The organism is Pseudomonas sp. M2(2023), from assembly GCF_030263955.1.
GTDB classification, from domain to species: domain Bacteria; phylum Pseudomonadota; class Gammaproteobacteria; order Pseudomonadales; family Pseudomonadaceae; genus Aquipseudomonas; species Aquipseudomonas asiatica.
In genome coordinates this window covers 920,890-942,170 of record NZ_CP127114.1, presented here as the reverse complement: position 1 = coordinate 942,170, position 21,281 = coordinate 920,890, and the positions used below count along the sequence as shown (strand labels likewise).

Sequence of the window (21,281 nt, the reverse complement as noted above, 5' to 3'; positions counted from 1 at the left end):
TGTTGTTATCGGGGCTGGCCCGCGGCGCCATTTTCAATCCAAGCCGGGGCGGCTGGATAGAGGGGAATGCAAAAAATATTTGCCGCTGATCCGGCAATTGAACACGGGCGACCAATGACTTCCCCGGCCGCCCGTTCAAGTCAGCGTAATGCCTTGTAGGTGTTGACATCCCAGCGCTGCAGGCCAAGGCCCTCGGTCGGCTCATAGCCATCACCACACACCTTGCTGAAGTGAATGCAGGTCTCGCCGCAATACACCAAGCGGTCGTCATCTTCGCCCTCGGTAAGTAGGGTATACGACTCGCTACGCATGGCCTTGTAACGCCCTTCGGCAGCGGCCATGAGCATGTGATATCGCATCAAATGCTCGTCGCTCAGGAACAGGCGCCTGTCCAGTTGCACACCCCAGCGGGTCAGGCAGACCTCGGCAAAATGACGAACGATCAATCCCGGCTCCGCCAGTACCTTGCCATCACTCGCACCGTCGATGGAGGCGTTGCCCACCAGCGTGGCGTGGCGGCCTGGTATCGGGTAGATGCATATCCGTGTACTCGGTTCGACCGAAGGGATCACACAGGCAAAGCCTTTGGATCGCTCGTCCCGCGAATAGAAACCCACATACTCGCGGACATTGCCCGCCAAGGTTACCCGCTGGCTTTGCAGGTTACCGATGCCCGGCACCGGGTCGATGGCGAAGATATTCACAGGTATGTCCCGCAATACAGGGACCTGCGCCATGGCGTTGGCCAGCATGTGGCAACTGATCCCTCCCCTGCTCCAACCCACCAGGTTCACCTGGGTCGGCAAGCGCGGCTTGCGGAACAGGTTGATGATGCGCTCTTGCAGCTCCTGTGGCGTCGGGTGGCGTTCGCCGTAGTCATAGGTGCGCCAGAACCAGGAAGCTGTAGAGGTGGCATCCGGGATCGGAACACCGGCCTCCTTGAGCCGCTCGTATTCTTCCTCGCTCAGCTTGGTGCGCTGCCAACTGCTTTCGCCTTTGATCACCTTCAGCACATGGTTGACGTTCTCTTCCCAGCCGCTGCCAAACAACTGGCCGCTCCAGTTGAAATAACCACCGGGCTCGACGAACAGATTGTCATCCTGCAGGTTGCCGCTGCCGGGGCCGTCAACGGCAATCCAGTGAGCGAACTCGCGGCCCTGGTCATTGCTGGCCAGGGTCGAGACCAGCTCACCATTCCAGAAGTTGGGGTTGGCATCGTCGAAGCGGTGGGAGCCGGTGCCGCAGAAATAGGCGGTGAAGACACTCATCTTTCGGGTCTCTGAAGTGAGAAATGAGTGCAGAAAAATATGTAACTGGGTAGCTGTAGAGCAGTAGGAAAGCTGCTCCTACAGGTACGGCGCAGGCCGTGCGGCATGTGCCGTACCTGTAGACATGAGGGCTTACTTACGAGTCAGGCCATCAGCCCGGAACATCTGCCGGATCCCGCGAATCGCCTGGCGAATACGATCCTGGTTCTCGATCAGGGCAAAACGCACATGGTCATCACCATAATCACCAAAACCGATCCCCGGCGACACACAAACCTTGGCTTCGGCCAGCAGCTTCTTGGAAAACTCCAGCGAGCCCAGGTGCGCATACTCCGGCGGGATCTTCGCCCATACGTACATCGAAGCCTTGGGGTTCTCGACCATCCAGCCCAGCTCGTGCAGCCCTTTCACCAGCAGGTTGCGGCGCTGGCGGTATTGCTCGGCAATGTCTCGTACGCACTGCTGGTCGCCTTCCAGTGCTGCAATGGCAGCTACCTGCAGCGGGGTGAAGGTGCCGTAGTCGTGGTAGCTCTTGATCCGCGCCAAGGCACTGACCAACTCGGGGTTGCCGACCATGAAGCCGATCCGCCAGCCGGCCATGTTGTAGCTCTTGGACAGGGTGAAGAACTCCACCGCGATGTCCTTGGCCCCCGGCACCTGCATGATAGACGGGGCCTTCCAGCCATCGTAGACGATGTCGGCATAGGCCAGGTCATGGACCACCAACACGCCATACTGCTTGGCCAGGGCCACCACGCGCTCGAAGAAGTCCAGCTCCACGCACTGAGCGGTGGGGTTGGACGGGAAGCCGAGGATCATCATCTTCGGTTTGGGGATCGACTCGCGGATGGCCCGCTCGAGTTCGTTGAAAAAGTCCACGCCCGGCACCAGCGGTACCGAACGCACCTGGGCACCGGCGATCACCGCACCGTAGATATGGATCGGGTAGCTGGGGTTGGGCACCAGTACCGTGTCGCCCTGGTCGAGAGTAGCCAGCATCAGGTGTGCCAGGCCTTCCTTCGAGCCGATGGTGACGATGGCTTCGCTTTCCGGGTCGATGTCGACCTCGTAGCGTTCCTTGTACCAGTTGGAGATGGCCCGGCGCAGGCGCGGGATGCCGCGAGAGGTGGAGTAGCCGTGGGTATCTTCACGCTGGGCAACCTGCACCAGCTTCTCGACGATGTGCGGCGGGGTGGCGCCATCGGGGTTGCCCATGCTCAGGTCGATGATGTCCTCGCCACGGCGGCGGGCGGCCATCTTGAGCTCGGCAGTGATGTTGAAGACGTAAGGGGGGAGACGATCGATGCGCGCAAAGCGACGCGGCGAACCTGGGTTGGCCATGGCTTCCTCTGAGTACGTAAGCGCCCGGAACCGTCCGAGCGACGCTGGCCGATATGGCGGCCTGGATCAGAAGATAATGCCGATACAGCATTCCTGTAAAGGACAATTTCCTGTTTTCATAGATCTTTTCAGATGTATTTTTTGAAAATAAGAAATTTATATTCTGCTGTGCCGGCCTCTTCGCGGGTTTGCCCGCTCCCACAGGATTACTCACTTGTCCCGAGACCTGCGCCGTACCTGTGGGAGCGGGCGAGCCCGCGAACGAGGCCGGCACAGAAAAACGCCCATAAAAAAAACCCGGCACAGTGGCCGGGCTTTTTCGTGAAACAGGCAGCAGTATCAGCGTGCGTATGTCATCAGCACGTCCGCAGCGGTCTGGCTGTCCACACCCATCATCACACTCAGGGCAGTGACGGTGAGGATGGAGAAGCCGAACACCTTGCGTGCCCACTTGCTGTCGTCCTCGGCCTTGTAGCCAGCCCAGGCCATGTACAGCCAGTACAGGCCCATGGCTGCTGCCACGGCCAGATAGCCGAGGCCGGCGTAACCGCCGAGGGTAAGCATCAGGGTTGCGAGCACGAAAGCCAGCACGTACAGCACGATCTGCTTCTTCGCCGCGAGGATGCCACGTGCCACCGGCAGGACCGGAATGTTGGCAGCGCTGTAATCCTTGAAGCGGAAGATCGCGATTGCGAAGCTGTGCGGCATCTGCCACAGGCTGAACATCACCAGCAGGGTAAACGCAGCCAGGTCGAAGCTGTTGCTCACGGCGCAATAGCCGATCACCGGAGGCATGGCACCAGACAGGCTGCCGACCAAGGTGCCGTGCACCGATTTACGCTTCAGCCACAGGCTGTAGAAACCGACGTAGACGATGAAGCCGATCAGCGCACAGAACGCCGACAGCGGGTTGGCCTGGACATACAGCAGGCTGAAACCCGCCACCCCGAGCAGGGTGGCGTAGATCAGCGCGAGGGGCAGCGACATGCCGCCCTGGACCATGACGCGGTTCTTGGTGCGCTCCATCTTGTGGTCGATGTCACGGTCGATGCAGTTGTTGAACACGCATCCGGACGCAACCACCAGCGAAGTACCGATCACCACCGCCAGGAACAGGGCGAAATCCACATGGCCCTTCGAGGCAAGGAAGAAACCGCCTGCCACGGAAAGCACGTTACCGAAAATGATCCCCGGTTTGGTGATTTGGATAAAGTGCTTAACGGACATGCAGTCTTACCTCACTTGGCCAACATTTCGAAGTGGATGCTGAACATGATCCACAGCGACAGGCCGACAAGCAGAGCGATCACCAGGGTGGTGAACAGGAACGTCGAAACGTTGTTGCGTTGCTCTTTCGAGCGGTCCATGTGCAGGAAGTACACGAGGTGCACTACTACCTGAATCACGGCCATGGCAACAATGATCAGAACGGTCAGGTTCTTCGGCAGGCTTGGCGACATGGCCAGGCCGAACGGGATCGCAGTCAGGATGATCGACAGGATGAAGCCGATCATGTACGACTTGACGCTGCCGTGGTTACCTTCGTGATGAGTGTCGTGTGCGTTAGCCATTACAGAACTCCCAGCAGGTAGACGACGGTGAATACGCAGATCCAGACCACGTCCAGGAAGTGCCAGAACAGGCTCAGGCAGCTCATGCGGGTCTTGGCGGTCGGCGTGATGCCGTGCTTGTTGATCTGGTACATCATGATTGCCATCCAGATCAGGCCGGCGGTCACGTGCAGACCGTGGGTACCTACCAGGGCGAAGAAGCCCGACAGGAAACCACTGCGGTTCGGGCCGTAGCCCTCGGCGATCAGGTGATGGAATTCGTAGATTTCCATCGCGATGAAGCCTGCACCGAACAGGAAGGTCACAGCCAACCAGCCCAGTACGCCAGCTTTCTTGCCGTCGAACATCTTCAGCATGGCGAAGCCGAAGGTGATCGAGGACAGCAGCAGGAACAGCGTTTCAACAGCTACGAAATCGAGCTGGAAGATGTCATGACCCGACGGGCCGCCGGCAAAACTGCCGGACAGCACCGCGTAGGTGGCGAAGAGCGACGCAAACAGGATGCAGTCGGTCATCAGGTACAGCCAGAAACCGAGTACGGTCATCTGGCCCGAGTCGTGGTGGTGGTCGTCATGCCCATGGTCGTGACCATGAGCAGCACCGTGCATTACTTGACTGGACATTGATTACACCCGCTCAAACGATTCGACACGTGCGCCGGCAGGCAGAGCACCTGCTTTGGCCAGCGCTTTCATGCGCTCGCCTTCGATGCGCGCCACTTCTTCGGCCGGAACCATGTAGCCCTGGTCGTCACGCGCAGCGTGGCGAACGAAGACAGCGATGGTTGCAACCAGGCTCGCGCCAACCAGCCACCAGATGTGCCAGATGAAGGCGAAGCCGAAGACGGTCAGGAACAGGCCCATGAACAAACCGGTGGAGGTGTTGCTCGGCATGTGGATCGCTTCGTACTTGGCCGCAGGCTTGTAGGCAACACCGGCTTCCTTGGCTTCGTGCCAGGCGTCCAGGCCAACCTTCTCAGGCATGTGGGCGAAGTTGTAGAACGGAGGTGGCGACGAAGTCGACCATTCCAGGGTACGGCCGCCCCATGGGTCGCCGGTCACGTCCAGGTTCTGGTTGCGGTCGCGAACCGATACGTACAGCTGGATCAGCTGGCAGGCGATACCGAACAGGATCAGCACGGCGCCGACAACGGCTACGTACAGGTAGGGTTCCCACAGTGGGTTGTCGGAGTGGTTCAGACGACGAGTCATGCCCATGAAGCCCAGGGCATACAGCGGCATGAACGCTACGTAGAAGCCCGAGATCCAGAACCAGAAGGCAGCCTTGCCCCACTTCTCGTTCAGGGTGAAACCAAAGGCTTTCGGGAACCAGTAGGCGAAGCCGGCGATGTAGCCGAATACCGCACCACCGATGATCACGTTGTGGAAGTGAGCAATTACGAACAGGCTGTTGTGCAGCACGAAGTCAGCACCTGGAACAGCCAGCAGAACACCAGTCATGCCACCGATGGAGAAGGTGATCATGAAGCCCAGGGTCCACATGATCGGCGCGGTGAAGCGCAGACGGCCCTGGTAGATGGTGAACAGCCAGTTGAACAGCTTCACACCGGTCGGAATGGAGATCAGCATCGTCGCCAGGCCGAAGAAGGTGTTGACGCTGGCGCCGGCACCCATGGTGAAGAAGTGGTGCAGCCATACAGCGAAGCCCAGCACGGCGATGGCGCCCGATGCGTAGATCATCGAGTGGTGGCCGAACAGACGCTTGCCTGCGAAGGTGGAGGTAACTTCCGAGAACACACCGAAGGCCGGCAGGATCAGGATGTAAACCTCAGGGTGACCCCACGCCCAGAACAGGTTGACGTACATCATCGGGTTCCCACCAAGCTCGTTGGTGAAGATGTGGAAGTCCAGATAACGGTCAACAGTCAGCAGAGCGAGTGCAGCGGTCAGGATCGGGAAGGAAGCCACGATCAGCACGTTGGCCCAGGTGCAGGTCCAGGTGAAGATCGGCATGTCCATCAGTTTCATGCCAGGTGCGCGCATCTTCATCACGGTGACGAGGAAGTTCACGCCGGTAAGCGTCGTACCCAGGCCTGAGAGCTGTAGCGCCCAGATGTAGTAGTCGACACCCACCCCAGGGCTGTACTGAATGCCCGCGAGCGGCGGATAGGCAACCCAGCCGGTCTTGGCGAATTCACCAACGCCCAGCGAGATGTTGACCAGCAGCACGCCTGCCAGCAGCAGGTAGAAGCTCAGGGAGTTCAGGAACGGGAAGGCAACGTCACGTGCACCGATCTGCAGAGGAACCGCAAGGTTCATCAGGCCGGTGAAGAACGGCATCGCCATGAAGATGATCATGATCACACCATGAGCGGTGAAGATCTGGTCATAGTGTTCAGGCGGCAGGTAGCCTTCGGAGCCACCGGTAGCGGCAGCCAGCTGGGTACGCATCATGATGGCGTCGGCAAAGCCGCGCAGCAGCATGACCATCGCGACGATGATGTACATCACCCCGATTTTCTTGTGGTCGACAGTCGTCAACCACTCGCTCCACAAGTAGGTCCACTTGCGGAAGTAGGTGATAGCACCGACGACAGCGATACCACCGAGCGCGATCATGGCAAGCGTCACCATGACTATCGGCTCGTGATAGGGTATCGCCTCCAGGCTTAGTTTACCGAACATCTCTTACTCCTCTGCACCGGCAGCTGGTTGCATACTCGATTCCACACCCTTGGTAGTGGCCAGATCTTTGCTGCCTGCTTCTTCGTGGCTCGGACGACCGCGGTTCATGCCTTCGTACTTGTCGACGATCAGCTGGAACTGGTCAGGCGAAGCCTCGCTATACAGCGCGACTGGGTTGTTTTCGCTTGGTTTGGCCAAGGCGTCGTATTCGGCCTTGTCCAGCTTCTTCGGCGACTGCTTGACCTCGGCGACCCACTTGTCGAAGTCTTCCTGAGAGGTGGCAGTAGCCTTGAATTTCATGCCGGTGAAGCCAGCACCGCTGTAGTTGGCGCTGATACCGTCGAACTCGCCGTTTTCGTTGGCGATCAGGTGCAGCTTGGTGGTCATGCCGGCCATGGCGTAGATCTGGCCGCCCAGGCCCGGGATGAAGAACGAGTTCATCACGGCGTCGGAAGTGACGCGGAAGTTGACCGGGGTGTTAGCCGGGAAGACGATCTTGTTGACCGTGGCAATGCCCTGCTCCGGGTAGATGAACAGCCACTTCCAGTCCAGTGCGACCACGTCGATCTGCACCGGCTTCACATCGGAATCCAGCGGACGGTACGGGTCCAGCTTGTGGGTGGAGTGGTAGGTGAAGTAGCCCAGGGCGATGATGATCAGGATCGGGATGATCCACACCGCGGCTTCGATCTTGGTCGAGTGCGACCAGTCGGGAGTGTAGGTGGCAGCCTTGTTGGAAGCACGGTACTTCCAGGCGAAAACCACGGTCATGATAATGACAGGAATCACCACCAGCAGCATCAGGCCGGTAGCGATCAGGATCAGGTTCTTTTGCTCAATGCCGACCTGACCTTTCGGGTCGAGCAGGGTCCAGTTGCACCCACTGAGTAAAAGCATGCCTAAAAAGGGCAATATGCCAAACAGTCTGGGGTAACGCTTTTTACTCATCTCACGACCTCTAGATCAGCTTGCTTCAATGCAATTTGTGTTTTGGTAGCCAGCACTTCGTCCTGCCAAGTGAGGCATTTCGCGCCCGTACTCGCTCCTGCCCGGGGTCCGACTGCAGGACCTTGGCGTCAAGCGGGTTAGCGGTGCTTATGGTTTCGTAGGCAACAGGCCTGTACTTCAGACCAAGTCCATTTGGTGCGGGAAAACGCGGAGGGGGATCCGCCCGGTATCGCCGTTGGGCGAAACTTGACGAAGTCAGCAAAAAGGAGCGCTGGGGCTTCCTTCAATCCTGCGACTCGCAAGCAGTGCCGAACGGAAATTGGGGGCGATTGTAGATAGGTCGCCAATCCTTGACTATGACTTATTGAGCAACAGTCTTTTACAGAATCTGCAACAATGCTGCTCAAAAATTCAACTTCGCGACAGTTTGTCGCACCCCGCTTGATAGGCCCCAAAGCCGCATTCTGCAAGGCCTCCGAGTTGATCTGGATCAAGCGGTGAGCGAATTTTCCCTCTTCTCATGCGGCGTAAAAGACCCCATGCAATTCGGTACTTTTGTCTAACCCTGGCGTCGGTTGCGATAGATCCCGAGTGGAACCAACACAGCCGTCAGGACGAACGCCACCAGTGCCCATTGCGCCAGCGACAGACCAAGGATCGGCGGGTATGGCGTGCTGCAGAAGCCGTCGACCTGGAACACCAGCGGCCAGAGCTTGGCCAGCGGCAGGTCGTCCACGATCGGCTGCAGGGTGTCGATGCCGCAACTGACCATGGGGTTGGCGAGTATATACACATGGTTGCCGGCCGCAACGATTCCGCCGATGGCGCTGAGCACCACCAGTGCCTCGAAGAAGGTGAGGCTACGGCGCCCGGGCATGGCCGCGGCGATGAAGGCGAACACGGCGATGAACAAAAGCGCATAACGTTGCAGGATGCACAGCGGGCATGGTGCCTCGCCCAGGACTATCTGCATGTAGAGGGCGCCACCGATCAGCGAAATGCAGATCAGGCCCAACAGTACCAGAAAGCGCCGTTCCCGATTCAGGCGCGATGTTTGTTCGTTCATTGCCGGTTCCTTCGATGGATAGTGGCAGCGTGATCTGCCTGCCTGGCGCAAGTCTACACGCTGTGCAGGGCCTTTGAGCGTGCCGAGGAAGCGGCGTGATAGCGCTGCGCAGGGCTATCCGGTGTGGCTGAGACCGGCCGCAACGACGTCGGTTCAACGCCGGGCGGCAAAAAAGCGGCTGCCCGGGTGCCGCGCAGGGGCAAGCCCCTCGACACCCGGGAGTGAAGGATACCGTGATTAAAGGAGGATTAAAGATGAAAGCTGCACAGCCGCTTTCATCTCTCCTTTATATAGGCAGGAAGGTGAAGTGTGGCCCAGCGGCTGGGATGAATACGATGTAAGCCTGTACCGGCCTCTTCGCGGGTAAACCCGCTCCCACAGGGATCGCGCAGGCATTGAAATCTGCGCGATCCCTGTGGGGGCTGGTTTGTTGAAAACCACTAAATTTCCCACAGATCCCCACAAGGTTTGAAACCTGTGCAGTCCCTGTGGGAGCGGGCAAGCCCGCGAAGAGGCCAGTGCAGGCGCTACATCACTCCAGCGCTGCCGCCGGCCCGAAGAACTCGTAGCGGCTCTGCTGCTCTGGCACACCCAGGCCCTTCAGCTGGCGCTTGACCGCCGCCATGAAACCCTTGGGCCCGAGGAAGTAGGCATCCACGTCTCGCTCTTGCGGCAGCCACTCGGCCAGCAGGTCTTCGCTCAGCAGGCCCACGGCATCAGCCGCGCCGCCACCCTGCGGTTCTGCATAGCAGTAGAAGCGCTTGAGCTGCGGGTGACGCTCGGCCAGCTCGTCGATCCAGTCGCGGAAGGCATGCACTGCGCCGTTACGGGCGCAGTGAATGAAATGCACCTCACGCTGGGTTTGCAGTGCCGCCTGCAGCATTGGCAGGGTCGGGGTAATACCCACGCCACCGCTGATCAGCACCAGCGGCTTGTCGCTCGCTGCCAGGGTGAAATCGCCAGCCGGCGGGAACAGCTGCAGGGTATCGCCCACCGCCAGCACATCGTGCAGGTAGTTGGAGACCTTGCCACCCGCCTCGCGCTTGACGCTGATGCGGTATTCCTTGCCGTCGCACAGTGCCGACAGGGAGTAGTTGCGGCGCTGCTCGGCGCCGTCGATGTCCAGCTTCAGGCCGATGTACTGGCCAGGCTCGGCCCTGAGCACCGGTTTGCCATCCACCGGGGCAAAGTAGAACGAAACGATTTCGCTGCTTTCCTGCTCACGGCGCACCAGGCGGAATTCGCGGGTGCCGCGCCAGCCGCCTTCGGCTTCTTCCTTCTGTTTATAGAGGTTCTCTTCCGCGCCGATCAGGATGTCGGCCAACTGGCCATAGGCCGCGCCCCAAGCGTCGATCACGGCGGGGGTGGCGATTTCCTTGCCCAGCACTTCTTCGATGGCGCGCAGCAGGCAGCTGCCGACGATAGGGTAGTGCTCCGGCAGAATCTGCAGGGCAACGTGCTTGTTGATGATCTGGCCGACCAGGCCGCCAAGCTGCTCCAGCTGGTCGATATGGCGGGCATACATCAGCACGCCGTTGGCCAGGGCGCGCGGTTGGTCACCGCTGGCCTGGTGGGCCTGGTTGAACAGCGGGCGCACCTGCGGGTACTCGCTGAGCATCATCTTGTAGAAGTGGGTGGTCAGCGCTTCGCCGCCGCTTTCCAGCAGCGGGACAGTGGCCTTGATGATTGCACGTTGTTCGGCATTGAGCATTGCAACAACTCCTGAGCCTGTGGCTTCAAATGACTGCCCGAGCTATTACATCAATCATGCCAACTCTTATCTCCAGCAAAATCAGGGGCTTGACGCAGGTCATGTCAAAACGACCCACCTCGACGTATAGTCATATCGACCCACAGGAGTCCATATGACCACGAAGCCCCTGCTCACCACCCTGCTGCCCCTGGTCAGCGACCTTTCCCGCGACCTGCCCGACCAGGAACGCTATCGCCGCCTGCTGCAGGCCATGCGGGGGTTGCTGCCCTGTGATGCCGCCGCGCTGCTGCGCCTGGACGGCGAGTGGCTGGTGCCGCTGGCAGTGGACGGCCTGAGCCCCGATACCCTGGGCCGGCGCTTCCGAGTCAGCGAGCACCCACGCTTCCAGATCCTGCTCAGCAGCCGGGAACCCACCCGCTTCGCCAGCGACTCCGAGCTGCCCGACCCTTACGACGGCCTGGTCAACGCCCCTGATGCCAACCTGGAAGTACATGACTGCATGGGTTGCCCGTTGATGGTCGACGAGCGCCCTTGGGGCCTGGTTACCCTCGATGCCCTCACCCCCGGGCAGTTCCAGAGCCTGGAGCTGGGCGCCCTGCAGGCCTTCGCCAGCCTTGCCGCCGCCACGGTCACCGTGGCCGAGCGCATCGAGCACCTGGCCCTGCGCGCAGAAGACGAACACCATCGCGCGGAGATCTACCGCCAGGCCAGCGGCCAGGACAAAGAGCTGATTGGCCAGAGCCCCGCGCACAAGCGCCTGGTCGAGGAAATCCGCCTGGTCGGTGGCAGTGACCTGACCGTACTGATCACCGGTGAGACCGGCGTCGGCAAGGAGTTGGTGGCCCAGGCCCTGCACCAGGCCAGCAACCGCGCTGACAAGCCGTTGGTCAGCCTCAACTGCGCCGCCCTGCCTGACACCCTGGTAGAAAGCGAACTGTTCGGCCATGTACGCGGAGCCTTCACCGGCGCCCATGGCGAGCGCCGCGGCAAGTTCGAGCTCGCCAATGGCGGCACATTGTTCCTCGACGAAGTCGGTGAACTGCCACTGACGGTGCAGGCCAAATTGTTGCGCGTACTGCAGAGCGGCCAGTTGCAACGCCTGGGCTCGGATCGCGAACACCGGGTGGATGTGCGCCTGATCGCAGCCACCAATCGCGACCTGGCAGCAGAGGTACGTATTGGCAACTTCCGCGCCGACTTCTACCACCGCCTCAGCGTATACCCGCTGCACGTTCCGCCGTTACGCGAACGTGGGCGGGATGTGCTGCTACTGGCTGGCTACTTCCTCGAACAGAACCGTTCGCGCCTGGGCCTGAACAGCCTGCGCCTGAGCAGCGAAGCCCAGGCCGCGCTGCTGGCCTACGACTGGCCAGGGAACGTGCGTGAACTGGAACACCTGATCGGCCGCTCGGCGCTCAAGGCGCTGGGCCAACATTCCGACAGGCCACGCATCCTCACCCTGGAAGCCATCGACCTGGACCTGCGCGCAACCGCAACGCCCGGCACCCCGCCCTCCCCTGCCGCGCCCTTGCCAGCGGCACCGCTACCCGAAGGGGGCCTGCGCGAAGCCGTCGACGACTACCAGCGCCAGCTGATCGAGGCCTGCCTGCAGCGGCACCAGGAAAACTGGGCAGCGGCTGCCCGGGAACTCGGCCTGGACCGCGCCAACCTTAGCCGCCTGGCCCGTCGGCTGGGGCTGCGCTGATTGAAACCAGCGCGGTACCTGTGGGAGCGGCTTTAGCCGCGAAGAATCCAACGCAGTGCATGGCACCGGCTGCGCCGGTGTTCGCGGCTAAAGCCGCTCCCACAGGGTCCCGAGCATTCCTTGGCTCGGTGCAAAATGACTAAAGCCAAGCCCGAACAGGCCGATAACCGGTTATCCCCTGTTCGCCACGAAGGTCACCATGGCCACGCAAAATGCCCGCGCGGACTCGCTGTCCCTGCTGCTGTTCACCCTGCGCAGCGGCAAGTTGATGGCAATCAACCTGCTCAAGGTCAGCGAGATAATCCCCTGCCCACCGTTGACCAAGCTGCCCGAATCGCACCCCCACGTGAAGGGCGTGGCAACCCTGCGCGGCAATTCGCTGTCAGTCATCGACCTGTCCCGCGCCATCGGCGAACGGCCGCTGGCCGACCCTGACGGCGGCTGCCTGATCGTCACCGAGATCAGCCGCTCGCGCCAGGGCCTGCATGTGCAGGCGGTCAGCCGCATCGTGCATTGCCTGAGCACCGACATCAAACCACCCCCTTATGGCTCCGGCAGCCGCTCGTTCATCACCGGCGTGACCCGGGTCGACAACACTCTGGTGCAGGTGCTGGACATCGAAAAAGTCATCCACGCCATCGCCCCGCCGGTGCCCGAACCGCATCACGGCACCCTGAGCGAGGAAGACGCCAGCCTGCTGGCTGCCGCCAATATCCTGGTGGTGGACGACAGCCAGGTAGCCCTGCAACAGTCGGTGCACACCCTGCGCAACCTCGGCGTCGAATGCCATACCGCGCGCAGCGCCAAGGACGCCATCAACGTGTTGCTGGAGCTGCAGGGCACCGCGCAAGAAATCAACGTGATCGTCTCCGACATCGAAATGAGCGAAATGGACGGCTACGCTTTCACACGCACCCTGCGCGAAACCCCCGACTTCCAGCACCTGTACATACTGCTGCACACCTCGCTGGACAGCGCAATGAGCAGTGAAAAGGCGACCCAGGCCGGGGCCAATGCCATCCTCACCAAGTTTTCCTCGCCAGAGCTGACCGATTGTCTGGTGGTGGCGGCGCGCGCCGTGGTGTTCGCCGAGCGCTGATATATTCGGAGACAAACTCCCCGGCTTGCCGTCGGGGTCGAGTCAGGCATAATTCGCGCCCCTCGCAAGTAACTTGCCGGAACCCGTATGAAGTTTTTCAGCTCTATCCTGATCAGTTTCGCCCTCTTCAGCGGTATCGCCCAGGCCTCCAGCAGCCAGGCCTGGAACGAGCAGCGCCAGCAGATGCTCAAGGCTTGCCTGGCCGCCAGCCAGTTCAAGGATGCTCACGCCCGCAGCAAGCCCGCCGAGTTCGATGATCAGGTCGGCATGAGCGCCCTGCTGATCGAAGGCGTCTACCCCCAGAAGCACATGCAGCAGCGCACCGGCACCGAGCTTTGCTTGTACGACCGCCAGCACCAGCGCGCCTTCGTCAGCGAGTGGAGCCCGGAAGCCAAGTGACCGACAGCCTGCGTTTCGCCTGTACCGGCTGCGGCAAGTGCTGTACCGGCCACCACGTGCCCTTGACCCTGGCCGAAGCGCGCCGCTGGGCGGACAACGACGGCCAGGTGGTGGTGCTGATCGAAGCCTTCGTTGCGGACGGCCCTGGCATGCCAGTAGAACAGCGTGATCATGTGCTGCGTCGTTCCCATCCCGTGCCCTGCGGCGACAGCGAAGTACGCGTCTCGGTGACCTTTGCCGCGTTCAACCCCGGGCGCTGCCGCAACCTCGACGACAACGACCTGTGCACCATCTACGACCAGCGCCCGCTGGTCTGTCGCATCTACCCGGTGGAAATCAACCCACATATACCGCTGCGCCCGGGCAGCAAGGACTGCCCGCCGGAAGCCTGGCAACAGGGGCCGGAGCTGATTCACGGCAGGCAACTGGTCGATGCCGGGCTGGAGGCGCTGGTGCAGGCCTCGCGCCAGGCCGACCGCGATGACATCGCCGCCAAGGTGGCGGTGTGCCAGGCGCTGGGCATGACCACCAGTGCGCTCAAGGGCAACGGATTTACTGCCTACCTGCCTGACATGGGGGCCTTCCGCGCGGGTCTGGAGCAGATACCGGAGGCTGGCCTGGCACAGTGGGCCCTGCACGTGGAGGACGCGGCGCTGGTGGCGAGCTTGCAGGAACATGGTTTGCGCACCACCAGCGAGCCCCCGGTGTATTACGCCTTCATCAGCTTCTAGCTATGCCTTGGCGGGGGCAACTGTCCTGTTCCAGATCTATGAACCGGCGCCATCCCTGTGGGAGCGGCTTTAGCCGCGAACACCGGCGGAGCCGGTGCCATGTACCGCGCTGGATTCTTCGCGGGTAAACCCGCTCCCACAGGGAACGCGGATCGCCCAGCTGATCAGTTCTCTGCGCGACAGCGCAGCGCAAAAGGCGAACGATCTCCTGCGGCGCAGGCGAAACTGACAGCACTGTCAGCCGGCGGTCACGCTGCCGACCCGGTTCGGGGGCTATAAGATTGAATACAGCCCACTTCCCTCCCCTATGGCCAAGGTGCCCGCACCGATGCGACGTCCGTCCCGCCCTGTCATCCTCGCCGCCCTGGCGCTCCTGGTCCTGGCGGTAGCGGGCCTCTGGTTCGGCCAGCGCCAGCCAGTACCTGCCACCCGCGCGCAAACCGCCATCCCGGTGCGCGTGGTCAGCGTCGTCCAGCAGAACGTGCCGCGCTATGCCAGCGCCATCGGCTCGGTGCTGTCGCTGCACAGCGTCGAGGTGCGCCCGCAAGTGGAGGGTGTACTGACCCAGGTGCTGGTCAAGGAAGGCCAGTGGGTGAAGGAAGGTGACCTGCTGGCCACCCTCGACGACCGCGCCATCCGCGCCAACCTCGACCAGGCCCGTGCCGAACTTGGCCAGAGCCAGGCGCAGATCCAGGTAGCCAACGTCGACCTGCAGCGCTACCGCCTGCTGAGTAACGACAACGGCGTGTCGAAGCAGACGCTCGACCAGCAGCAGGCCCTGGTCAACCGCCTGCAAGCCACGGTCAAGGGCAACCAGGCGGCCATCGCCAATGCCGAGGTGCAGCTGTCGTACACGCAGATCCGCTCGCCAGTGACCGGCCGGGTAGGTATTCGCAACGTCGACCCCGGCAACCTGGTGCGCACCAGCGATACCCGCAGCCTGTTCAGCGTCACCCAGATCGACCCGATCGCCGTCGAATTCGCCCTGCCGCAGCAAATGCTGCCAACCCTCCAAAGCCTGCTGAAGGCGCCCACCCCGGCACTGGTGCAGGCCTACATGGATGCCGACGGCGAACGCAGCCTGCTCGGTGAAGGCCACCTGGCACTGATCGACAACCAGATCTCCGCCACCACCGGCACCGTGCGGGTAAAAGCCGAGTTCGACAACAAGGACGGCCGCCTGTGGCCGGGCCAGCTGGTCACCATCCGCCTGCGCACCTCCGTGGAAGAAAACGCCCTGGTGGTACCGCCGCCTGTGGTACAGCGCGGCGTCGACGGGCACTTTGTCTACCGCCTGGACGGTGACAAGGTCACCAGCGTGCCGGTCAAGGTGCTGTACCAGGACAGCGGGCTCAACATCATTGCCGGGGTCAAGCCGGGCGAGCGCCTGGTGCTCGATGGCCAGTCGCGGCTCAAGCCAGGTTCGCGGGTCAAGGTGGCCCCCGATGCCCCCGCGCCATCGGAAATGGCCGACCGGCGGAGCCAGCCATGAACACGCGCAACGGTGTTTCGGCCTGGTGCATCGACCACCCCATCGCCACCCTGCTGCTGACCTTCGCCCTGGTGCTGCTGGGGGCCATCGCCTTCCCGCGCCTGCCGGTGGCACCACTGCCGGAAGCCGACTTCCCGACCATCCAGGTCACCGCCCAGCTGCCCGGCGCCAGCCCGGAAACCATGGCCTCGTCGGTGGCCACGCCGCTGGAAGTGCAGTTCAGCGCCATCCCCGGCATGACCCAGATGACCAGCAGCAGCGCACTGGGCTCGACCAACCTGATCCTGCAGTTCACGCTCGACAAGAACATCGACACCGCCGCCCAGGAAGTGCAGGCGGCCATCAACACCGCCACCGCGCGCCTGCCGCAAGACCTGCCCAACCCGCCGACCTGGCGCAAGGTCAACCCGGCCGACAGCCCGGTGCTGGTGCTGACGGTAAGCTCCAGCCAGATGCCTGGCAACGACCTCAGCGATTACGCCGAAACCCTGCTCGCGCGCCAGCTGAGCCAGATCGACGGGGTCGGCCTGATCAACATCACCGGGCAACTGCGCCCGGCGATCCGCGTGCAGGCGCAACCCGAGAAACTGGCCGCCATCGGCCTGACACTGGCCGACTTGCGCCAGGCCATCCAGCAGACCAGCCTGAACCTGGCCAAGGGTGCGCTGTACGGCGAACACAGCGTGTCGACCATCGCCGCCAACGACCAGTTGTTCCATCCCGACGACTACGCCCAGCTGATCGTCTCCTACCGTGACGGTGCACCAGTGCACCTGAGGGACGTGGCAAAGGTGATCAATGGCGCCGAGAACGCCTACGTCAAAGCCTGGTCCGGCGACCAGCCCGGGTTGAATCTGGTGATTTTCCGCCAGCCTGGCGCCAACATCGTCGATACCGTGGACCGGGTACTGGCTGCCCTGCCCAAGCTGCAGGAGATGCTGCCAGCCTCGGTCGAAGTGTCGGTGCTGCAGGACCGCACCCAGACCATCCGTGCCTCGCTGCATGAAGTGGAGCTGACCCTGATGATCGCCGTGGCCTTGGTGATCGGGGTGATGGCGCTGTTCCTGCGCCAGTGGTCGGCGACCATGGTGGTGTCCAGCGTGCTCGGCGTATCGCTGATCGCCAGTTGCGCGCTGATGTACATCTTCGGCTTCAGCCTGAACAACCTGACCCTGGTGGCCATCGTCATCTCGGTGGGCTTCGTGGTCGACGATGCCATCGTCGTGGTGGAGAACATCCACCGTCACCTGGAGGCCGGCGACGACAGCCGCACGGCAGCGCTCAAGGGCGCCGGGGAAATAGGCTTCACCGTGGTGTCGATCAGTTTCTCGCTGATCGCCGCGTTCATCCCGCTGCTGTTCATGGGCGGCGTGGTCGGCCGGCTGTTCAAGGAGTTCGCCCTTACCGCCACCGCCACCATCCTGATTTCGGTGGTGGTTTCGCTGACCCTGGCGCCAACCCTGTGCGCACTGTTCATGCGCCGCCCGCCCGGAGAGCACAAGGGCGGCTTCGGCGAGCGGCTGGTCAGGCGGTACGAAAAGGGCCTGGACCGCGCCCTCGCCCACCAGCGTCTGACCCTCGGGGTGTTTGGCCTGACCCTGGCCCTGGCGGTGGCCGGTTACGTGGGTATTCCAAAGGGCTTTTTCCCGCTGCAGGACACCGGCTTCATCCTTGGCACCAGCGAGGCGGCGGCGGATGTGTCGTACCCGTCGATGATCGAGAAGCACCAGGCGCTGGCCAAAATCATCGAGGCCGACCCGGCGGTGCGCGCGTTCTCCCACTCGGTGGGTGTCACCGGCAGCAACCAGACCATCGCCAACGGCCGTTTCTGGATCGCCCTCAAGCCGCGTGGCGAACGCGATGTGTCGGCCAGCGAACTGATCGACCGGCTGCGACCCAAGCTGGCCCAGGTACCAGGCATCGTCCTGTACATGCGTGCCGGCCAGGACATCAACCTAAGCTCCGGCCCGTCGCGTACCCAGTACCAGTATGTGCTCAAGAGCAACGACGGCATGGCGCTGAACCTGTGGACCCAGCGCCTGACCGAGCGCCTGCGGGAAAACCCGGCGTTCCGCGACCTGTCCAACGACCTGCAACTGGGCGCCAGCGTCACCCGCATCGATATCGACCGCCAGGCCGCGGCACGTTTCGGCCTGACCACCACCGACGTCGACCAGGCATTGTACGACGCCTTCGGCCAGCGGCAGATCAGTGAATTCCAGACCGAGACCAACCAGTACAAGGTGATCCTCGAACTGGATGCCCGCCAGCGCGGCAAGGCCGAAAGCCTCAACTACTTCTACCTGCGCTCGCCGCTGACCAACGAGATGGTGCCGCTGTCGGCAGTAGCCCATGTAGCGCCGCCCAGCACCGGGCCGCTGTCGATCAGCCACGATGGCCTGTTCCCGGCAGCCAACCTGTCGTTCAACCTGGCCCCAAGCGTGGCCCTGGGCGATGCGGTGACCATCCTCGAGCGCACCCAGCGCGAGCTCGGCATGCCCGACTCCATCAGCGGCAACTTCCAGGGCGCGGCCCAGGCCTTCCAAAGTTCGCTGTCGAGCCAGCCGTGGCTGATCCTGGCTGCGCTGGTGGCGGTGTACATCATCCTCGGCGTGCTGTACGAAAGCTTCGTCCACCCGCTGACGATCATCTCCACCCTGCCCTCGGCCGGCCTCGGCGCGCTGATCCTGCTGTGGGCCTTGGGCCAGGACTTCAGCATCATGGGGCTGATCGGCGTGGTGCTTCTGATCGGTATCGTCAAGAAAAACGGCATCCTGCTGATCGACTTCGCCCTGGAGGCCCAACGCCGCCAGGGCTTGACCCCGGAGCAGGCGATCCACCAGGCCTGCCTGACGCGCTTCCGGCCGATCATCATGACCACCCTGGCCGCCTTGCTCGGCGCGGTGCCGCTGATGTTCGGCTTCGGCACCGGTTCCGAACTGCGCCAGCCACTGGGCATCGCCGTGGTTGGTGGCCTGCTGGTGAGCCAGGCGCTGACGCTGTTCACCACCCCGGTCATATACTTGGCCCTGGAGCGCCTGTTCCACCGCCGCCAGGCCGCCCGTGCGGCGGCGCCCAGTGCCAGTTAGGACAAGACCATGCGTGTGCTGATCATCGAAGACGAAGAAAAAACCGCCGACTACCTGCATCGCGGCCTCAGCGAGCAGGGGTTTACCGTGGACCTGGCGCGGGACGGCATCGAGGGCCTGCACCTGGCCCTGGAAGGTGACTACGCGGTGATCGTGCTGGACGTGATGCTGCCGGGCATGGACGGCTATGGCGTGCTGCGCGCCCTGCGCGCGCGCAAGCAGACGCCGGTCATCATGCTGACCGCCCGTGAACGGGTCGAAGACCGTATCCATGGCCTGCGCGAGGGCGCCGACGATTACTTGGGCAAGCCGTTTTCCTTCCTCGAACTGGTCGCCCGCCTGCAAGCCCTGACACGCCGTAGCAGCAACCATGAACCGCTGCAGGTGCAGGTGGGTGACCTGTGGATCGACCTGATTGCGCGCAAGGCCACGCGCGCCGGCCAACGCCTTGAGCTGACGGCCAAGGAGTTCTCGCTGCTCAGCGTGCTGGCCCGCCGGCAGGGCGAAATTCTGTCAAAGACAGCGATTGCAGAGCTGGTCTGGGACATCAATTTCGACAGCGATGCCAACGTCGTCGAAGTGGCGATCAAGCGCCTGCGCGCCAAGCTCGACGGGCCTTTCGACAACAAGTTGCTGCACACCATCCGAGGCATGGGCTATGTCCTGGAAAGCCGTGCGGGGTAATTCCATCGCGCTGCGCCTGTCGGCGCTGTTCATCCTGGTGGCGCTGGGCGTGTTCCTGCTGATCGGTTCGGCGCTGTACCGCCAGGTAGACCGCAGCCTCGACCTGCTGCCGCAAGCCGAGCTGGACGCGCGCTTCAGTGTGCTCGAGTCCACCCTCAACCGCTTCGGCACACCGGAACACTGGGTCAAGATCAACAACAAGCTCAACCTGCTAAGTGAAGAGGACAAGCGCATTCGCTTCTGGGTGGTCAGCAGCAACCCGGCCTACGAATACGGCCATCCCAGCGAGCTGGTCCGCGCCTTCGCCGAAGGCGCGCAGGGCATGCGCGACCTGCACCTGCCCGACCGGCCCTACCCTTACAAGGTGCTGGTCAGCGAACTGCCGGCCCTGGGCGAGCGGCCGCCGCTGCGCTTTCTGATCGGCATCGACACCGAAACCTTCTGGCAGGCGCAGCACAGCCTGCTGGTGGCGATTGTCGGGCTGGCGGTGCTCGGCGTGCTGCTGGCCTCGCTGCTGAGCTACTGGGTGGCGCGCATCGGCCTGCGCCCGCTGCTGGCATTGTCCGTTGAGGCCCAGGCCCTGGCCCCACCGCGCCTGGACGGGCGCCTGCAGACCCACGCCTTGGCCCCGGAGCTTGCACAGTTCGCAGGTGCCTTCAACGCCGCACTGGACCGGGTAAGCCAGGCCTACTCGCGGCTGGAGGCGTTCAATGCCGACGTCGCCCACGAACTGCGCTCGCCGCTGACCAACCTGATCGGCCAGACCCAGGTTGCACTGACCCGAGGGCGCAGCGCCGAGCATTACTTCGAAGTGCTGCAATCGAACCTTGAGGAGCTGGAGCGCCTGCGCAGCATCATCAACGACATGCTGTTCCTGGCCAGTGCCGACCAGGGCAGCAAGGCCACTGCCCTGACCCAGGCCTCGCTGGCCCAGGAAGTGGCGACCACCCTCGACTACCTGGACTACATTCTCGAAGATGCACAAGTCAGCGTGAGTGTGAGCGGTGACGCCCAGGCGCCCATCGAAAAGGCCCAACTGCGCCGGGCGCTGATCAACCTGCTGAACAACGCCGTGCAGCACACCGCACCGCACCAGGTGATCGAGGTGCAGATCGCTGCCGGGCCGGAGCAGGTCAGTATCGCCGTGAGCAACCCGGGGCCGGCGATCGACGATGAGCACCTGCCGTTGTTGTTCGAACGCTTCTACCGGGTGGATGCGGCACGTAGCAATAGTGGTGGGGGTAACCATGGGTTGGGGTTGGCGATCGTCAAGGCGATTGCGCTGATGCATGGTGGGGAGGTGTTCGTGCGTAGTGCCGCTGGGGCCAATACCTTTGGTATCAGGCTGCCCACCCATGCCTGACAGGAGGCCACTCCCACAAAAGTAAAGACCGCGTAGGCCCTCTAGCATGCGGGTTTGCGGCGAAAGTCCAATTGCTTTTACTGCGATAGTTACCTTTTGCGCAACAGTGCTTATCGCTCTTCGCTCTGTTTCAAGTGCATTGAAAGGACTAACTTTACCCCCGTCC

At 62.4% G+C, this 21,281-nt stretch carries 17 protein-coding genes; 8 read left to right on the top strand and 9 right to left on the bottom strand.

Features of this window, described 5'->3' with window-relative positions; translation table 11 throughout:
- Nucleotides 1-140 precede the first annotated feature (140 nt).
- The 9 genes from QN085_RS04330 to hmpA all read right to left on the bottom strand — a co-directional run bounded on the left by QN085_RS04330 (nt 141) and on the right by hmpA (nt 10,550).
- The gene (locus tag QN085_RS04330; protein WP_013970983.1) at nt 141-1,268 is read right to left on the bottom strand and encodes a PH domain-containing protein; all 1,128 of its coding nucleotides are present in this window, start codon (nt 1,266-1,268) and stop codon (nt 141-143) included.
- Between the two features lie 132 nt (nt 1,269-1,400).
- Nucleotides 1,401-2,609, bottom strand: coding sequence for an alanine transaminase (gene alaC, locus QN085_RS04325; protein ID WP_013970982.1), 1,209 nt, complete (start codon nt 2,607-2,609; stop codon nt 1,401-1,403).
- Between the two features lie 339 nt (nt 2,610-2,948).
- Nucleotides 2,949-3,836 (bottom strand): heme o synthase, encoded by an 888-nt coding sequence (gene cyoE / locus QN085_RS04320; protein ID WP_013970981.1) that lies wholly within the window; start codon nt 3,834-3,836, stop codon nt 2,949-2,951.
- An 11-nt stretch (nt 3,837-3,847) separates the two neighbouring features.
- Nucleotides 3,848-4,180 (bottom strand): cytochrome o ubiquinol oxidase subunit IV, encoded by a 333-nt coding sequence (gene cyoD / locus QN085_RS04315; protein WP_003259128.1) that lies wholly within the window; start codon nt 4,178-4,180, stop codon nt 3,848-3,850.
- Nucleotides 4,180-4,803 carry a cytochrome o ubiquinol oxidase subunit III gene (gene cyoC / locus QN085_RS04310; RefSeq protein WP_023661242.1) on the bottom strand — a complete coding sequence of 208 codons (624 nt, stop codon included), beginning with the start codon at nt 4,801-4,803 and terminating at the stop codon, nt 4,180-4,182. The genes cyoD and cyoC overlap by 1 nt, the downstream gene beginning before the upstream one ends.
- Before the next feature lie 3 nt (nt 4,804-4,806).
- Nucleotides 4,807-6,825, bottom strand: a complete 2,019-nt coding sequence (gene cyoB, locus QN085_RS04305; RefSeq protein WP_013970980.1) for a cytochrome o ubiquinol oxidase subunit I — start codon at nt 6,823-6,825, stop codon at nt 4,807-4,809.
- 3 nt (nt 6,826-6,828) lie between these two features.
- Nucleotides 6,829-7,773 (bottom strand): ubiquinol oxidase subunit II, encoded by a 945-nt coding sequence (gene cyoA, locus QN085_RS04300; RefSeq protein WP_015268993.1) that lies wholly within the window; start codon nt 7,771-7,773, stop codon nt 6,829-6,831.
- A gap of 559 nt (nt 7,774-8,332) precedes the next feature.
- Entirely contained in the window at nt 8,333-8,839 is a 507-nt protein-coding gene (locus tag QN085_RS04295; protein ID WP_023661241.1) for a disulfide bond formation protein B, read from the bottom strand.
- Nucleotides 8,840-9,371: 532 nt separating this feature from the next.
- On the bottom strand, nt 9,372-10,550 hold the full coding sequence (gene hmpA, locus QN085_RS04290; RefSeq protein ID WP_023661240.1) for an NO-inducible flavohemoprotein: 1,179 nt from the start codon (nt 10,548-10,550) through the stop codon (nt 9,372-9,374).
- Between the two features lie 154 nt (nt 10,551-10,704).
- Here hmpA and norR point away from each other — a divergent pair, with 154 nt between their 5' ends.
- From norR to QN085_RS04250, 8 genes are all read left to right on the top strand, one after another.
- On the top strand, nt 10,705-12,258 hold the full coding sequence (gene norR / locus QN085_RS04285) for a nitric oxide reductase transcriptional regulator NorR (RefSeq protein WP_013970976.1): 1,554 nt from the start codon (nt 10,705-10,707) through the stop codon (nt 12,256-12,258).
- Between the two features lie 199 nt (nt 12,259-12,457).
- Nucleotides 12,458-13,357 carry a chemotaxis protein gene (locus QN085_RS04280; RefSeq protein WP_013970975.1) on the top strand — a complete coding sequence of 300 codons (900 nt, stop codon included), beginning with the start codon at nt 12,458-12,460 and terminating at the stop codon, nt 13,355-13,357.
- 87 nt (nt 13,358-13,444) lie between these two features.
- Nucleotides 13,445-13,756, top strand: coding sequence for a hypothetical protein (locus QN085_RS04275; RefSeq protein ID WP_013970974.1), 312 nt, complete (start codon nt 13,445-13,447; stop codon nt 13,754-13,756).
- Nucleotides 13,753-14,487, top strand: a complete 735-nt coding sequence (locus tag QN085_RS04270; RefSeq protein ID WP_013970973.1) for a YkgJ family cysteine cluster protein — start codon at nt 13,753-13,755, stop codon at nt 14,485-14,487. The genes QN085_RS04275 and QN085_RS04270 overlap by 4 nt, the downstream gene beginning before the upstream one ends.
- 328 nt (nt 14,488-14,815) lie before the next feature.
- On the top strand, nt 14,816-15,979 hold the full coding sequence (locus QN085_RS04265) for an efflux RND transporter periplasmic adaptor subunit (RefSeq protein WP_031324492.1): 1,164 nt from the start codon (nt 14,816-14,818) through the stop codon (nt 15,977-15,979).
- Nucleotides 15,976-19,068 carry a multidrug efflux RND transporter permease subunit gene (locus tag QN085_RS04260; RefSeq protein ID WP_023661169.1) on the top strand — a complete coding sequence of 1,031 codons (3,093 nt, stop codon included), beginning with the start codon at nt 15,976-15,978 and terminating at the stop codon, nt 19,066-19,068. Before QN085_RS04265 ends, QN085_RS04260 begins: the two co-directional genes overlap by 4 nt.
- A 9-nt stretch (nt 19,069-19,077) precedes the next feature.
- On the top strand, nt 19,078-19,752 hold the full coding sequence (locus tag QN085_RS04255) for a heavy metal response regulator transcription factor (RefSeq protein WP_023661168.1): 675 nt from the start codon (nt 19,078-19,080) through the stop codon (nt 19,750-19,752).
- The gene (locus QN085_RS04250; RefSeq protein WP_023661167.1) at nt 19,727-21,115 is read left to right on the top strand and encodes a heavy metal sensor histidine kinase; all 1,389 of its coding nucleotides are present in this window, start codon (nt 19,727-19,729) and stop codon (nt 21,113-21,115) included. The genes QN085_RS04255 and QN085_RS04250 overlap by 26 nt, the downstream gene beginning before the upstream one ends.
- The last annotated feature ends 166 nt before the right edge of the window (nt 21,116-21,281 follow it).

Excerpts from the sequence above, each read along its gene's own strand:
- QN085_RS04330 (WP_013970983.1), bottom strand. The coding sequence starts at position 1,268 with ATGAGTGTCTTCACCGCCTATTTCTGCGGCACCGGCTCCCACCGCTTC.
- alaC (WP_013970982.1), bottom strand. The coding sequence starts at position 2,609 with ATGGCCAACCCAGGTTCGCCGCGTCGCTTTGCGCGCATCGATCGTCTC.
- cyoE (WP_013970981.1), bottom strand. The coding sequence starts at position 3,836 with ATGTCCGTTAAGCACTTTATCCAAATCACCAAACCGGGGATCATTTTC.
- cyoD (WP_003259128.1), bottom strand. The coding sequence starts at position 4,180 with ATGGCTAACGCACACGACACTCATCACGAAGGTAACCACGGCAGCGTC.
- cyoC (WP_023661242.1), bottom strand. The coding sequence starts at position 4,803 with ATGTCCAGTCAAGTAATGCACGGTGCTGCTCATGGTCACGACCATGGG.
- cyoB (WP_013970980.1), bottom strand. The coding sequence starts at position 6,825 with ATGTTCGGTAAACTAAGCCTGGAGGCGATACCCTATCACGAGCCGATA.
- cyoA (WP_015268993.1), bottom strand. The coding sequence starts at position 7,773 with ATGAGTAAAAAGCGTTACCCCAGACTGTTTGGCATATTGCCCTTTTTA.
- QN085_RS04295 (WP_023661241.1), bottom strand. The coding sequence starts at position 8,839 with ATGAACGAACAAACATCGCGCCTGAATCGGGAACGGCGCTTTCTGGTA.
- hmpA (WP_023661240.1), bottom strand. The coding sequence starts at position 10,550 with ATGCTCAATGCCGAACAACGTGCAATCATCAAGGCCACTGTCCCGCTG.
- norR (WP_013970976.1), top strand. The coding sequence starts at position 10,705 with ATGACCACGAAGCCCCTGCTCACCACCCTGCTGCCCCTGGTCAGCGAC.
- QN085_RS04280 (WP_013970975.1), top strand. The coding sequence starts at position 12,458 with ATGGCCACGCAAAATGCCCGCGCGGACTCGCTGTCCCTGCTGCTGTTC.
- QN085_RS04275 (WP_013970974.1), top strand. The coding sequence starts at position 13,445 with ATGAAGTTTTTCAGCTCTATCCTGATCAGTTTCGCCCTCTTCAGCGGT.
- QN085_RS04265 (WP_031324492.1), top strand. The coding sequence starts at position 14,816 with ATGCGACGTCCGTCCCGCCCTGTCATCCTCGCCGCCCTGGCGCTCCTG.
- QN085_RS04260 (WP_023661169.1), top strand. The coding sequence starts at position 15,976 with ATGAACACGCGCAACGGTGTTTCGGCCTGGTGCATCGACCACCCCATC.
- QN085_RS04255 (WP_023661168.1), top strand. The coding sequence starts at position 19,078 with ATGCGTGTGCTGATCATCGAAGACGAAGAAAAAACCGCCGACTACCTG.
- QN085_RS04250 (WP_023661167.1), top strand. The coding sequence starts at position 19,727 with ATGTCCTGGAAAGCCGTGCGGGGTAATTCCATCGCGCTGCGCCTGTCG.